General features: G+C 37.5%; 11 protein-coding genes and 2 pseudogenes. 8 read left to right on the top strand and 5 right to left on the bottom strand.

The window, feature by feature from the left end; all coding sequences use genetic code 11:
* The first annotated feature begins 29 nt into the window (after positions 1-29).
* The 8 genes from NSS70_RS05955 (at position 30) to NSS70_RS05920 (ending at position 9,552) form a co-directional block, all read left to right on the top strand.
* On the top strand, positions 30-2,231 hold the full coding sequence (locus NSS70_RS05955) for an anthranilate synthase component I (RefSeq protein ID WP_340882479.1): 2,202 nt from the start codon (positions 30-32) through the stop codon (positions 2,229-2,231).
* Positions 2,232-2,336: 105 nt separating this feature from the next.
* On the top strand, positions 2,337-2,957 hold the full coding sequence (locus NSS70_RS05950; RefSeq protein ID WP_340881071.1) for a response regulator transcription factor: 621 nt from the start codon (positions 2,337-2,339) through the stop codon (positions 2,955-2,957).
* 253 nt (positions 2,958-3,210) lie between these two features.
* Positions 3,211-4,398 (top strand): hypothetical protein, encoded by a 1,188-nt coding sequence (locus NSS70_RS05945; protein WP_061579151.1) that lies wholly within the window; start codon positions 3,211-3,213, stop codon positions 4,396-4,398.
* Between the two features lie 1,015 nt (positions 4,399-5,413).
* Positions 5,414-5,641 (top strand): hypothetical protein, encoded by a 228-nt coding sequence (locus tag NSS70_RS05940; RefSeq protein ID WP_340881070.1) that lies wholly within the window; start codon positions 5,414-5,416, stop codon positions 5,639-5,641.
* A gap of 29 nt (positions 5,642-5,670) precedes the next feature.
* On the top strand, positions 5,671-5,844 hold the full coding sequence (locus NSS70_RS05935) for a hypothetical protein (RefSeq protein ID WP_235605543.1): 174 nt from the start codon (positions 5,671-5,673) through the stop codon (positions 5,842-5,844).
* A 405-nt stretch (positions 5,845-6,249) separates the two neighbouring features.
* Positions 6,250-7,101, top strand: a complete 852-nt coding sequence (locus tag NSS70_RS05930) for a monodechloroaminopyrrolnitrin synthase PrnB family protein (protein ID WP_340881068.1) — start codon at positions 6,250-6,252, stop codon at positions 7,099-7,101.
* Entirely contained in the window at positions 7,088-7,927 is an 840-nt protein-coding gene (locus NSS70_RS05925; RefSeq protein ID WP_340881067.1) for an MFS transporter, read from the top strand. Before NSS70_RS05930 ends, NSS70_RS05925 begins: the two co-directional genes overlap by 14 nt.
* A gap of 710 nt (positions 7,928-8,637) precedes the next feature.
* Entirely contained in the window at positions 8,638-9,552 is a 915-nt protein-coding gene (locus tag NSS70_RS05920; RefSeq protein WP_244411284.1) for a tyrosine-type recombinase/integrase, read from the top strand.
* A 36-nt stretch (positions 9,553-9,588) separates the two neighbouring features.
* Here the strand turns inward: NSS70_RS05920 and NSS70_RS05915 are convergent.
* The 5 genes and pseudogenes from NSS70_RS05915 to NSS70_RS05895 all read right to left on the bottom strand — a co-directional run.
* A pseudogene (locus tag NSS70_RS05915) lies at positions 9,589-9,781 on the bottom strand (DDE-type integrase/transposase/recombinase); the annotation flags it as partial.
* Between the two features lie 759 nt (positions 9,782-10,540).
* Positions 10,541-10,756: pseudogene (locus NSS70_RS05910) on the bottom strand (TetR-like C-terminal domain-containing protein); the annotation flags it as partial.
* 351 nt (positions 10,757-11,107) lie between these two features.
* Complete coding sequence (locus tag NSS70_RS05905; protein WP_340881066.1) at positions 11,108-12,289, bottom strand: IS701 family transposase; 1,182 nt, start codon at positions 12,287-12,289, stop codon at positions 11,108-11,110.
* Positions 12,290-12,402: 113 nt separating this feature from the next.
* Positions 12,403-12,981 carry a class I SAM-dependent methyltransferase gene (locus NSS70_RS05900; RefSeq protein WP_340881065.1) on the bottom strand — a complete coding sequence of 193 codons (579 nt, stop codon included), beginning with the start codon at positions 12,979-12,981 and terminating at the stop codon, positions 12,403-12,405.
* A 10-nt stretch (positions 12,982-12,991) separates the two neighbouring features.
* The gene (locus NSS70_RS05895; protein ID WP_340881064.1) at positions 12,992-14,782 is read right to left on the bottom strand and encodes an IS1182 family transposase; all 1,791 of its coding nucleotides are present in this window, start codon (positions 14,780-14,782) and stop codon (positions 12,992-12,994) included.
* Between the last annotated feature and the right edge of the window lie 110 nt (positions 14,783-14,892).

Here is a 14,892-nt window from a genome sequence, read left to right as displayed (position 1 = left end):
TAGTCTAGAAGAGGTGAGCAGAGTTGAGAGTGAAAAAAGTAAATAATATACTGATGTCAGACATCGCTAATGAAGGATCAGACACACAGATTTTTAAACTCCCTAAAGGACTTACCTTGAAAAGAAAGCAAATTCCTATCGATTACGAAAAGTTAGAACAGATATGTCAACAAATCGATATGAAAAAAGGTGCTTTATTTTCAAGTAACTTTGAATTTCCTGGTCGATATTCTAGATGGGACATTGGCTTTATAAATCCTCCAATTGAAATTCGTTCAAAATCCAACAGTTTTGTAATTGAAGCTTTAAATAAACGTGGGATAATATTACTGAATTTTCTAAAGGATCAACTATGTAATAAGTTAAATATTATTCTTACTGAAACATCTTCACATATTATAGAAGGACTTATAAATAAAGAAGAAAGTATATTCATGGAAGAAGAGCGTACTAAACAACCGTCTATATTTGACTTAATAAGAGAAATAAAATCTCTTTTTACTAATAATGAAGATAAATTTTTAGGGTTATATGGTGCTTTTGGATATGACTTAATTTTTCAATTTGAAAATATTAGCCAAAAAAAGCATCGAAATAAAGACGATAGTGACTTACACTTATATATGCCTGATGAAATTGTAGTAATTGATCATAAAATAGCTAAGTCATTCTTGCTATCTTATGAATTTGAATACAATAATCAAAAAACAGATGAATTGCAAAGAGATGGGTTGGATTTTCCATATAATCCTAAGAATGATATCTCTATTCCTGCTTACCAACCAGGTTATTATGCTGACTTAGTAAGGAAAGCTTCTATATCCTTTCAAAAGGGAGACTTATTTGAAGTTGTACCTACTCAAGTAATTTATGAGAAATGTTTATCTAAGCCATCTGAAGTATTTAAAAGACTCAGAACTAATAACCCAAGTCCATATGGTTTTATTATTAATCTAGGCAAAGAATTTTTAGTCGGTTGTTCTCCTGAAATGTATGTAAGAGTAGTAAATGGTGTTGTAGAAACTTGTCCAATCTCTGGAACTATTAAAAGAGGAAATAATTCTATAGAAGATGCGGAAAACATTAAATCATTAATAAACTCAGATAAAGATGAAGCAGAACTAACTATGTGTACAGATGTTGATCGCAATGATAAGTCTAGAATATGTATACCTGGAACGGTTGAAGTTGTGGGGAGAAGACAAATTGAGAAGTACTCTCATCTTTTCCATACTGTAGACCACATTAAAGGAAAACTAAGGAAAGAGTATGATGCCCTCGATGCATTTATTACTCATATGTGGGCTGTAACTGTTACAGGGGCCCCTAAATTAGAAGCAATGAGATGGATTGAGGAAAATGAAGAAAAGCCTAGAGGTTGGTATGGCGGAGCAGTAGGTTGGTTTGCTTTTGATGGTAGTTTAAATACAGGATTAACATTACGAACTATGAGGATAAAAGATGGTGTGGCAGAGATACGTGTGGGGGCAACTCTTTTATATGACTCTGTTCCTGAAGAGGAGGAGGAAGAAACTCTTATCAAAGCTAAAGCACTTGTACAGTCTTTATCAAACTATGAGTACAATAATGAGAACACCGGTTATAAGCCGCGAAGTGTTGGTGAAAACAAAAATGTTCTTATAGTAGATCATGAAGACTCCTTTGTACACAACTTAGCTAATTACGTTAAACAAACAGGCGCAAAAGTTGTAGTTTACCGTTCCGAAATTGCTCGACAAATACTTAAAGATAAGCCAAATTTTGACCTTGTTATATTATCACCAGGACCTGGAACACCTGAACGATTTAACATAAAGGAAACAATAAGACTTTGCTTAGAAAATGAAATACCTGTATTTGGAATTTGCTTGGGACATCAGGGAATTATAGAGTATTTTGGAGGAAAATTAAACTTCCTATTCCCACCTATGCATGGTAAAAAATCAAAGATTTATGTTCAAGATGATACCATTACATTTAAAGGGATCAAGTCACCATTTTTAGCAGGAAGATATCATTCTATTTATGCTAGTCATGTTTCAGATGACTTGAAAATTACCGCCTTATCAGAAGATAACATAGTAATGGGAGTAAAACATAAGACCAAACCGATAGTAGGTATTCAATTTCATCCAGAATCGATTATGACTTCTTACGACAATAATGGTATTAAAATTATAGAAAATATAATGAAGTATTTAGCCAAGCCACCTACCAATAAGTCGCTATAATGCAAAGAATCGTATATCATACATCAACGTTTTAATTGTCGTTTAAGAGAATGTTAGCCCTACTTCTATATAAATAAATGTTATTGGATAAAAGGTGGTAATATTATGAATAGAATCCAAGTTATTACTATTGATAAACTTTCACTATCTGGTTATGGTCTAAAATATATTTTAGAAGAGGAACTTGACGCATGTGAAGTTAATATTCTAACTAATGATAAGGAAATAATCGGAAAAATTAAATCTTTTAATCCTAATATTATTATAATCGTTGCTGAACGTAACGTGGATTTAGAAATAGTAGCTAAAATAACCGAAGACATCCGAAAAGCAGATATTCATAGCAGAATTGTTGTAATGTGTGAGGAGATACAAAGCATTTTCTTTCAAAAATTATTAGTAAATCAAGTTTCAGGTTTATTTTCCGTTAGAACTGAACCACTAGATATTGTCAATATGTTGAAGATGATAGAAGCAGGGCAAGTTATATTTAGTGAAGATATTACCTTAAATCTATTAAATCAAAAAGATAATAAAGATTTCAGTGAAACGGAAATAAAAATAATAAAATTGATTGCAGATGAAAAAACTAACAAAGAAATTGCACAGGCTTTAAACTACTCAATAAGCACAGTAGAGCATTATATTACCAATATCTTTTCTAAATTTGCAGTTAAAGGTAGAGTAGGTGTAATTCGCGAGGCCAAGAAACTTAATTTAATTTAAATTGTTGTTTTAAAAGACAGGATAAGCTACTATCCTGTCTTTTTTTTGTTAGTGGCAATCAGAAAAGGTTCTTACGTTTTTTGGTGAAAAGCTTTGTTTAATTTAAGTAAAACCATATATATCGGTAATTTTCCCCTAATTATTTTAAAGGTTTTAACTTATCAATAAAAGGTAAATAACCGATTTTTAAATTGATAAATATATAGTAGATTGTAAGTAAGTTCATAAAATTCTTAAAGGAGGATTATTAAAAATGGTATCTACCCTATCTGTAACCAAAGAATCTTTTATTTGTGCTCCAAGAAGATTAATTCATGAAAATGAAGTGGAAATTAAATCAGACTATTTTGCACAAATAGTCGATATTGACATTTATTTAGAAGGAGATAAAACTCAGGAGCTACCGAATATGGTGGATTATCCTGTAAGGTCAATAGAGAATGCTATTAAATATATTCATAATTTGAGAGAAATAGGGATTAATTCAGTCGTCATCAGATTAGGCGGAAATCCTTTTATAAAAAATCAAGAAGGCTATAGATATGAACCATTATTAGTTAGAACTAACAGTGAGAAAATTCATGAAAACGATGAAACAATTTATCAATTACTTTTAGATCATGCAGAAGCTATTCGTAGGATCAGATCTGTATTTCCAACAGAAAAACTACATATTACTGGTGATCCATTTGGAGTGGCAGTAAATAGTGACGGAAAATGGGGTGTCCCTGACCAGAATGGTGGCATTGATAGAGATAGCACTGCAAAACTGATTAGAGAAGTAGCTATTCAGTACGGAAAAGCTGGTGTTAATGCAATCTTAACAATGGGACGTCTTGAGGGAGAAGTTGGGATAACTAAAAAAGCACTTAAAGATAACGGATTGGATGCTGTAAAGATTGAGTCTTTTTCATCTAATATTGAAAGTAGAAGCGCATACACATACTTGGATGATATCAAAAAGGATACGGGACAAAAAATATTGCCCGGTAATTTAACAGAGATGAAGATGCGGATTCTTATGGATATTTATGAGGGAACAGACTCAGTAATTATTAAACCGATGGATCATTTGCATTTAATAGAAAGTACGGTAAACTTCTTAAAGAATAAATATAATGTTATAGACTTTTTGACATCGGATTCTGTAAGGAAGTATTTACAAAATAATGAAAGAATTTCTGATAAAATAACTGATATTTTAAAAAATATAGATAAATTTCACTATAAATGTCAAAATGTAAAAGTTGGGACTTATAGCGTATCAGGAACCTATTTTATGCATAAGCTTGTTGAGTTTCAAAGAGGTAGCTCATATGCTTTCAATATTATAGATGAATTGTATAAAAATATTGTCTCAATTGGTAAAGGATATATTGGCAATCTTATGGATCGGAATGCAGAGTGGTATTTAAAAAATCTCAAGAAATATCAAAACTAATTTTATTCTCCTTCAATAGTAAGATTAGTTACTGGATAAGGAGTAACTATTCAGCTCATTACTACTAATTTGCTAGAAGGCAACACAAAGAGGTCGTTTTCTCTTACTGAAAACACCTTGTCTTATCTAGGTGGAAGAAGACAGTAGACAATGGAGATGACCTTCCAATAATTGCTGAAGAATATCCCATACGCGTTTCTTCTGTTTTTTAATCGTCGAAATGACGCTGTGCACGAGACAAAAGATGTACACATCTTCTTCTCGTTTCTTCCGTAAGGAGGTTCGAGGCCGAAACGCATCCGAAGAAGGAGGCAAAATGGCTGTTAGTACTGTTTTTTTCGTGCGTGTTTCGAGTTGTTCGACCCATGCCTGTAATTGTTCAATTTGATTTCATAATGTTTTGACTAACTGTACCACTGCCTTGCGGTCCCTGATGATAAACGGCTAAAATTTGTTCTTCTTTCATTGTTTTCACCTTCTGTCCATATTGTGATACTTCTAGTTTGGACAAAAAATAAGGAGTTTTAAACGCTTCCTTCTAGACCTTCTCTAGTTGAAGGCTGAATAGTTACCAACGATTTAAAATTGGCTCTTACGTTCTTTTGGTGAAAAATCGAGATAATTGAGAATGGGAATCTAAAAAATTCTAATTTACACACTAATTTTCTCAATTGGTCTCTCCCTATCACCAAGATTGCGTAAGAACCTTAAAATTCTCCAATTTCAACGAAATGAAATTCCCTATATGAGCGTTAATTCGATAACTGTGCAGGGATAAGCCCCTGTTTTTTTCTTTTCCCGTAGGCGATAAGAATCGCCTTTGATGTTAAAGACAATTTTTCTACTAGCTGCATACATATTAGTGAAAAAGCAGTTGGAGGGTAGAAACTATGAAGATCGTACGACGAGATGCATGAACGCTAAACGAGGATTTACTGTTAGCTGAAGTCGTATTGCACTATATTCGCGGAGGAACTTAGCTCGCTGCGTCTGAGGAAGTAGGACACCGTCTGCTGTGGACGCCGACACCTTCGGATTTCGATGGAATGCATATGTTCGGAAACAATACAAAGAAGCGATTGAACTAGCGAAAAGGCATCAGAAGGAAAAGAAAAAGGAAATTATCGTATCGGTAGAACAAGGGCAGGAAAGAAACGAGGAAACGGTTGAAAACAAATTAATATGGAGGGACGTAATTGTATTTTACAATCCCACGGACAGGATGCATTCGATTATCAGGTGAGCAGATGAAAACCGTGTATTAAAAGAGATATGGAGCAGCTGCAGCAAATGGTGACAAGGCTGCAGTTGGGAAAGGTGGCTTTACAGAAAGAGTTTGCGACTACTCCAGAAGATTATAAGGCGTTTATCGACATTATGGAACGGGCAAGAAAAATGGTTGTTATACTTGAAGAAGATGAGCCTGCGCGAAAAGTAAAATTCTAGATGAAAATGAAACACTCGAAGAAGAAGAAATTGAAAAGTAATTATAAAATGGTATAAATAGTTAATTTTCTGTTAATTTTTTATATGATTATTGACAACCAGAAATTTCTATTGTAATTTTATGTAACAAATCCCATGACATTGGTTAATGAAAAAAATGTTATAATATACCAACTAAAAGTGTTCAGAAGGGACGTGGTTACTATATTAACTAAAGTTGGCTTTACGATTGATGCTCTATACCCTTTAGGTGATTTCAGTCGTTTTGTGGTTTACGATTTACCAAATTACAATATGAATAATAATTTTTCCGCCTTGATTGAATCGGGAAAAAATTTGTTGCCTTCAATGGATTTAGTATTGCATATTGCATATGAGGAACCGTTCGATGTACGGGTATGAGCAATGGGGGATTTAGGGATCTTTTTAGTTTCATGTAAAAGAACGGAGATTTCCCAAACTATTGTAGAACCCATAATCTGTCGATTGAAGCTCTTAGCTTCAACTACAGGTCTAGTGCCCCGTGATACCTACTCATCATACATCACTCATAATCCAACTGATGCCCTTAGAACTTTTACAGGAGATCAGAGTGAAGTGGGCTTTATTCGACAACATCAAAAATCTGATGAAGCTATTAAGCCTGCTGTTGATAGAATGCTACTTCTTCAGGAGGAACCTTATAGGGAAGATCGTTTTGATTTATTAAGATCAGTAATATCAAGTCTTAAGGTGCTAAAGGAAGAAAATGCTGCGGTTCATAAGCGCGTAGATCCTATCTTCTTTATGACATGTTTTCGAAATTACTTCTTTCCCATTGAGATCGATGGACAATTATACAACGCGCCAAGTGGTGTTCATATAGCTAATATCATTATTCTTGATGTGGTCTCCGGTTGTACTGACGCGCCTTATTACGAAACAGTAAAAGAGTTACTTCCTTATTTAGAGCCAGGTGATCAATTAAAAATAAATCATGCAATGTCCTCTGTTTCATTGAAAGACCGATACTTAGAGGATTACAAAGCCAACATCAGAGACACCACAAAGGAATTAACTTTATTGGCTGAGATTTATCAAGGTCTACTTAATTTTCGTAATGTTCATCAAGGATTAGTCACACGTTACATTCGAAAACAAGATCCTTCTGTTACAATCGGGACCGGGGGATTCCCTTTTGATACATTTCTACAAGAACGAATCGATATGGTCAAAAGTTCACGTGATAGTGTGAGGAAGCGTTATGAAGGACAATAAATTTATTTTTATTTCGATTGTTTTCAGTGTTGCAACTACAACTATGAGCCAAGGTCTTATAATTCCTTTGCTGGCTTCACTAGAATCTAAACATACTAATATTCTATTAAATAGTCTTAGTACTAGCATCATATACCTTGGCTTGTTCATTTCAATGTTCTTCATGGAACAAGTGGTTAAACACTTAGGGCTCAAAAATACAGTCTGTGTTGGTTTAGGTATTGGAATGACTTCTATCTTACTTTTTCTGATGTATCAAGGTTTCTACATATGGTTGTTATTTCGGTTTTTATTTGGATTAGCACTGGGAGCTGTACATTATGGCACCCAAACCTGGATTGGATTAATTACTTCTTCAGAGAAACGTGGTAAGCAGATGGCCATTTATGGTTTTCTTGCTGGGGTAGGATTTGCTATTGGTCCGCTGTGGATCAATACCTTCAAGATTGCCGAATGGATACCATTTGCGATTGCAGCAAGCGGATTTTTAATTTCTTTGCTGGCAATGATCCCATTGCAGAACTATCGACCATTGAATCCTAGCGTTGGGAGAAAACGAAGTTTTAAAATTTCAAAAATGGTGTATTTTATCGCGTCCCCAGCGCTGTTCATGGTTTTTGTTTTTGGATTTATGGAATCATCTCTCAATGGGGGCTTGCCAATTTTTGCTCATCATGAGCAGATTAATATTTCAATATTGTCGCTTGCTCTATCTGCTTTTGTTGTGGGAAGTTTGGTGTTACAAATTCCTCTGGGACATATTAGTGATATATGGGGAAGAAGGATCGTCCTTTTATTCTGTGCCATCGTTGGGTGTGGACTTTAATGAGTGTTACCATACACTACCTCATCATCATTTCTGTTCATTCTTATGTTTTTCCTAACTGGGGGAACAGTAGGATCTTTATTTAGCTTAAGTCTTGCTTATCTGAATGATCTTTTACGGCCGTTATGGCTTCCCCTTGGGAATCGTTTGGCAGTCATGACTTTTGGTCTTAGTATGGCCTTGGGTCCTTTTATAAGTGCACTTGCGATGCGATTATTTACCTATAAAGGATTGTTTTGGTCAATATCATTACTTTTTTTAGCATATTTCATATTTAATATTGCAAACAAATCTACAGTCCGTTGTATTACCAGAGAAATGTTCAGCGACACAAATATGTAAATATGATCTTTTCTGAAAAAACTTATAAATCAACAACAAGTAACCATCCCCCTTGATATACAAGGGGTTTTTCTCATTTGTAGAGGGTTGACAAAATATGTTGCATTCAACAATACAGGGGAGCGACAGCACCGACAGATACGACAAAATTGGTTGACAAAATATGTTGCATTCAACAATACCCAACAAAACGAGACGAGATTTTTTCTCGTCTTTTTTATATGATTAAACTAGTCATATAATTTACGTTATATGTCTAACAATTGATTCTTTTTTATGATATACTCGTCATATAATGTTATTTTTCATATCCGTTATTTTTGAAAAAATCATTTTTAACTCGCCGTATAAGTGAAAGGGTGAAAAAGATGCTCAACGAGTATGTCGTTTACTTGCAAGAAAAAGGTGCTTCCAAAAATACTATTATTTCCTATACGAACGATTTAAACATATTTTTTCATGATTTACATATCCGTCCAGATGATTATGTCACGCCGGCTGACATCCGCAAATGGATCCAACACATGTTGAATCCGGCAGAAGGAAAACCGCTGGCGATCTCCACGATCAACCGCCGCCTCAATTCACTGCGCAGCTTTTATGCGTGGGCGGTTGAGCGCCATTACATCGAGCAAAATCCGATGAAGGATATTCAAGATTTGAAAACGGCTGATGAAGACCACGAAAAAATCATGTGGCTTACCGAAGAAGAATTCGAGGACTTGCTGCAGCGGATGCGGAAAAAACCAGTCCGCAGCAGAGGGGTCGATCCGGAGGAAAAGTACCGCCGCGACCGCGCGGTAGTGTATTTGCTTACCTATGCGGGATTGCGGGTTGAAGAGCTGTCCAATTTAAAATTAACGGACTTGGATTTAGAAATGAAACGGATTCGCATTGTGGGAAAAGGGATGAAAGTGCGAACGGTGCCGATCTCCAACATCCTGCTGGCTGAGCTGGAGGATTGGTTGAAGTTTCGCGCGGAAATGGCGAAAAAGAAGCCGCATGTCGCCGAGTCTCCATACGTCTTTTACAGCCAGCGCTCGCCGAAGTTTTCCGTAAGGGGCATCCAGCGCATGATCGAAAGCTACAGCCTGCCGAATAAAAAACTGACGCCCCATATGTTTCGCCATACGTTTTGCAAGTGGATGTTAAAAGCGACGAACAACGACATCGAAAAAGTGCGGCGTCTCGCCGGCCACAGCAATATCGCCACGACATCAAGATACTTGAAAGACAGTTACAGCGATTTGGCGGATGCCGTGGAGGCGTTGCCGAAATTCTGAAGGAATGGATGAACCAATCCGTCATCGGATGAATCAAATTTGGATGCTTTCTGGCATCCTTTTTTCTTCCTTTAACTCTTCCATTGCTACTGGATATTATCTACAGCAATGACACGCGGAGCGGATACATGTGAAAAAGCCAAGGCTTTTTTCAAGAAGCGCTTGGCTGATTTGTCGTTTTACTAAGGAAAAAGTCAATAGTGTTCCCATCCGAATCGGCTGCATGATAATTGTCTTGAAATTTTTGCACCAGAACCGGAACAAGCAGTTCAGAAGGTGTTTGGATAACGATTTTGCAATCGAGTAGGAGGGAGCGATTAACTCCGTCCTCCTCTCACACCACCGTACGTACGGTTCCGTATACGGCGGTTCAATTAAGATAATTGACGCAAGTCTTTATAACTTCCGTGAATAGCTGTTCTCTTTATGCCAGTGGTCACTCCACCCTCCAAGAGATCTCCCACGGGATTCACCGCTTCCTCCCTCAAGTGAGGTACTACGTTTTCTGTGTTCATCATGACACACTGAATGCCAAGGGCTATTCTCTCTTAATTGTTCGGTCCTTCTTAGTTGTTCTAGACCAACTAATACTATGACCTCTGCTGACTTCTGACGGTTCAGCTATCTATCACTAGATAGGTTACCAAGGTTACTTGGCGTGCCAGCCAGACCTCCCGGGTAAGAGTGTAATCTTTCCTTCCATCCATCTGCTTCATTTACTCTGTATCACCTTCGGCAGAAAGGGCTTTGTTTTGTCTTGCAAACTCACCCAGTGATACCTAGCCTCATATGAAGTTCGTGTTCCTCAGACCGGAAGTTTGCCGCTCGCTTCCTTCAGATTCCGCGTCACCACGGACACCCTTGCGTTAAGCTAACTGCTACTTCTGCCTTCGCAGCTCGGGACTTTCACCCTATAGATTACACCCATGCCGGGCGCACAAGACGAAACGCTACTGACAACATTATGTCAGTAGCGTTTTTGCATACTTTATAGATTCCTCTCTAGCAAAATCCCCACTTGCTCTGCCATGACGTAAGGTGGATAAGGCATTCCATTCGTTAACCACCATTCCAATCCCCCTACGTAAGCCGTTGCAATAAATTGAACAATAACATCTTCACTTAGACCGTAATTTTTTCCCTTTGTTATGTCTACCTCATACTTGAACTCTTTGATAAAAAACTTAAGGGATCGACTACGAAATAAGAGGCTCCTTATACACTGTTCCCGATCCTCCATAGCCTAATTCACTCGACATCGCCACACGCGGACTTCTATATTGGTTACATAACCATGATGATTCATTCGCTTCATAGCAACTTTGCCCAATGCTTCAAAAAACGGTTGTTCAAGTGGTTTAGGAACAACTTGTTTATAATAATTACCGAATGTACCTAAGTGATATTTAACATACTCGTCAGCTGATACTACTCTCATAGTTGCCATTTTGCTTTCAACTGCTTCTATATGAAACTTATCTTTAACTAATTGACTGTAGTTGAGCAATTTTCATTACAATAATTACCATGTAAAAAGAGACAAACGGAGTACCCCTTATGCCACATGAAGCTGTTTTTTAACGACATCAATGGGAATATCTTGTTTCGCTGCATCGTAAATAAACTCCACGAGGCTATGTCCTTTCTTCTTTCGAAGGAAGTCAAGCCCGGTAGAGAAATCGCTGTTGGATTCGACCATACTGTACACATAAGCGAGTTGCACCAAGATCCAATACCGTTTCACCGCCCGACGTTGACGAACGCGGTACCCATCGAGCTTCAGCTGGTCTTTCGCTTGTCGAAAAAAGCATTCGATCGACCAACGCTGGGCATAGTAGCGCAAGATCTCTTCATCGCTTAGCTCCCGGTCGGTGCTCAAGACGCAGTGAAGATGTTCAGGTGTCATCGGCTGATCGGCTTTCCAAGCCAACAACACAACGGCATCATCGAGACCTTTCAGCGCTCCCTCGTAGCGATACACGCGATAACGCTCTTCTCCCACCGTGACGAGATGGGTGTCGTTCGGTTCGATATAGTGGGCAAACTGTTTGGCTTGGATGGCGATGCCTTTTGGATAAAGAACCCGATTCGTCTTGAGCATCGCAATGACGTGGAATCCTTTTTTCAGGCAGGCTTCCACGAGTGTTTTCGATGGGTACCAAGAATCCATCAGCACATAAACAGAACCGTGCACATCCAAAGAAGAAAGCATCTCGATGGCCCATTGACCCTTGCTTTTCCCATCCGCCTTGTCGTAGAGGCGAAACGCAAAGGGAAAGGCTTGCGTCATCGTATGAACCATGAGCCAGACGAGAGAGTGTCCCCAAATCGACTTTTTGTCCGCGTGAGAATAATGCCAATTACACCCTTCAATAGCGTGTTTCGCCTGTGACGAAGGCTTCGTTTTTCGGCAGATCGTATCATCGATCGAAACAAAAATGGGGTGATTCTTTCGCTTGGCCGTTCGTTCCACATGACGAAGCATCCACTGCTGGAGTTTGCGAAGCAAGATTTCTTCATCCCAAGGGCTTTTCGTGAAAAAATGGCTCAGTGTCGTTCGATGGTTGGGATGAAAGCTCTCATGATGCAGATCGGTCAAGGTTCCCACAAATCCTTTCGTTGTCAGCGCATCGATAATATGAACGAGATGCTTCATGACCGGCTTAGAGAAATAAAGGGCCAGCCCCAACATTGCGAAAAACTTGTCGATTCCTTGGTGATGTGGTAGTCTATTCATGAGACATGAACCTCCTTGAGAATGGTTTGGTGACACATCTATTCTAATCAAGGAATCGGGTTCATGTCTCCTTTTTTGTTCGGATGTAAATTTATGTTAGTGAATTTGCTCATCTACAGTAATTGATAAATATCATCTATACTGCGGGTGCGTGTTCCAATTGGGACAAATTTATCTGGAAATCGCTTAGGTAGGCCGACTTCTGTTAATGCTTCTAAAACAAGATGGTCTGTTCCGCCAATCCCATTGATAGAATCTAGGGGATGATAGGTAGTGAAACAAAAAACCCCATCGAATTGCAGGTGGTTACGTATCCATTCAAAAGCTTTATTCTCACGGGGATATGTCCAATGCAATACTGACATCATTGTAATTAAATCAAAGCTTGTTTCGATTTTAGGGTTGGAGAGGATATCTGTTAAATAAAAATGGACATTATCATAATTAGATAGGTTTTTTTGAGCCATATTAATCATGGAGGGGTTTTTTTCAATACCGACAGCCAATTTTCTTATTTTCCCTTTTTGCATCATGGATTTAATAAATTGCCCACTTCCACAACCTATATCAGCTATACTCTCAAAAGTCCTTTCAGGTAAAAACCCGATAATCCAATCAATGTCTTGAGATTGACGGAGTTTAGAAATCTGATTGTAAAGAACGCCGTAATCTATATTTGGAATATTAATCATAATTAGAAACCTATCTCCTTTCCTTGAATAGGATAGAGAGGGGCTTGTCTAAAAAGTCCATAAAAACAGAGCGAATGGAGAAAACAATGAGTTTTTCCATTCGCTCTGTTTCCTTATTTTTGAAATTGGTTTGGGAATTTGCGGCCCATTTCAGTATGTTGTGGGCCATTGCCACAATCCCGAATTCTGTTCGGACTTTATGAAGCCCCCGTAACAGAAATCGAGTGAAACGCAAATTGCCCTTGATGTTACCGAACACACTTTCGACATCCACTTTACGCTTCGCATAAAGAGCTGCCTTTTGTTCGTCACCAAGAGCTGCTTTGGCTTTCGCTTTCATTTCTTCATAAATCGTGTTCCAATATACTCGACGATTTCCTTTGGCTTTCGTACACCCATTCTTCAACGGGCAATCCGTACAATCTTCACACTCGTACACTTTCAAATCTTGTATGTATCCAGATGCATTTTTTCTTTTTTGATAATACTTGAATACGACTTTCCGATTGTTCGGACAGATAAAGCAATCGTCTTCTTCGATGTATTTCCAGTTTTGTACTTTTGATAAATCCTTTTTAAACTTTTTACTTTGTTCCTTCAAATAGGTTTGGTATGGGGCTAATAATTCAAAACGAGGTTCTTTTTCTTCGCCAATCGCATATAAATAGTTTTCTTCACTCGCATATCCTGCATCGGCAATGACATACTTGAGTTTCTTTTCCTTCGGCATCGATTCCAATAACTTTTCCATAAATGGTTGGAAACAGCGAGTATCTCCTGGATTTTGATAAATTTCAAATCCCACGATAAATTGATGTTGTGTGGCGAGTTGAACATTATAACCCGCCTTGAGTTGGCCGTTTTTCATATGGTCCTCTTTCATTCGCATAAAAGTGGCCTCATGGTCGGTTTTCGAGTAGCTATTTCGTTCACCTAGAATCTGTTTTTGTACTTTGTATTTTCGTAATCGTGGAAGATAATCCGTTTGAATCGTTTTCAGTTGTTTGGTGAGTTGGGATTTTTTAGAGCGAAGTTCTTTTTTTCTTTCTTTGTCTTCTTCCTGTTTATAATCTTTTTCCAAAGCTTCTATTCTCTCAGAAAGTTGTGCCGATGATTTTTCTAATTCTTCTTCTAATTGTTCTTCTTTTAATTCCTCCAAGGCGATTTGGTGCGCTTCTTGTAGAAACGATTGAATTTTGGCTCGTAGTTTCTGATCATATTTTTCTACGGATTTTCGCCATACAAACGTATATTTGTTGGCATTCGCTTCTATTTTCGTACCATCCACAAAAATATGGTCGAGGTCGATAAGTCCTTGTTCTACTAGTTGAAGGACAAATTGTTCAAATACAGAATCCATCATGTTTGACATACGAACACTACGAAAATCATTTATTGTGCGATGGTCAGGGGTTTGCAATCCCGCCAACCACATCATCGGAAGATTTTCTTTCACCATTTGCGCTATTTTCCGACTTGAATAAACATTTTGAGTGTACGCATATAAAATCACTTTCAATAACATTTTAGGGTGATAGGGTGCACGACCCCCACCAACATAATGAGTATACAACACTTCATCCGGAATCGATTCCACCATTTCATCCACTAAACGGGCGACATGATTTTCAGGAATATACATTTCGATATCTAAAATGCTCATGACTTGACGATTGCAATAAGGTTGGAAAACTAGTTTTTTGCGTTTCTTATTCTTTTGAACCTCTATTTTTTGAATACCCTCTAGAGTCATTTCTAATTGCGTGTTATAATTTTCTTGAATAGTCATTTGATTATTCATAAGAAATCGTCCTTTCTGTAGAATGTTTTTTGGTCAATTTCATTCTATAAAAAAGGACGATTTTTTTGTACCCTAAAAACAGAAAAAAGGGCTGAGCCCAAGGTCGATTC

It is taken from the genome of Aeribacillus sp. FSL K6-2848, from assembly GCF_038004325.1.
In the GTDB taxonomy this organism is placed as follows: Bacteria; Bacillota; Bacilli; order Bacillales; family Aeribacillaceae; genus Aeribacillus; species Aeribacillus composti.
The sequence above is the reverse complement of the archived record's forward strand: the minus strand, read 5'-3'. Positions and strand labels throughout refer to the sequence as shown.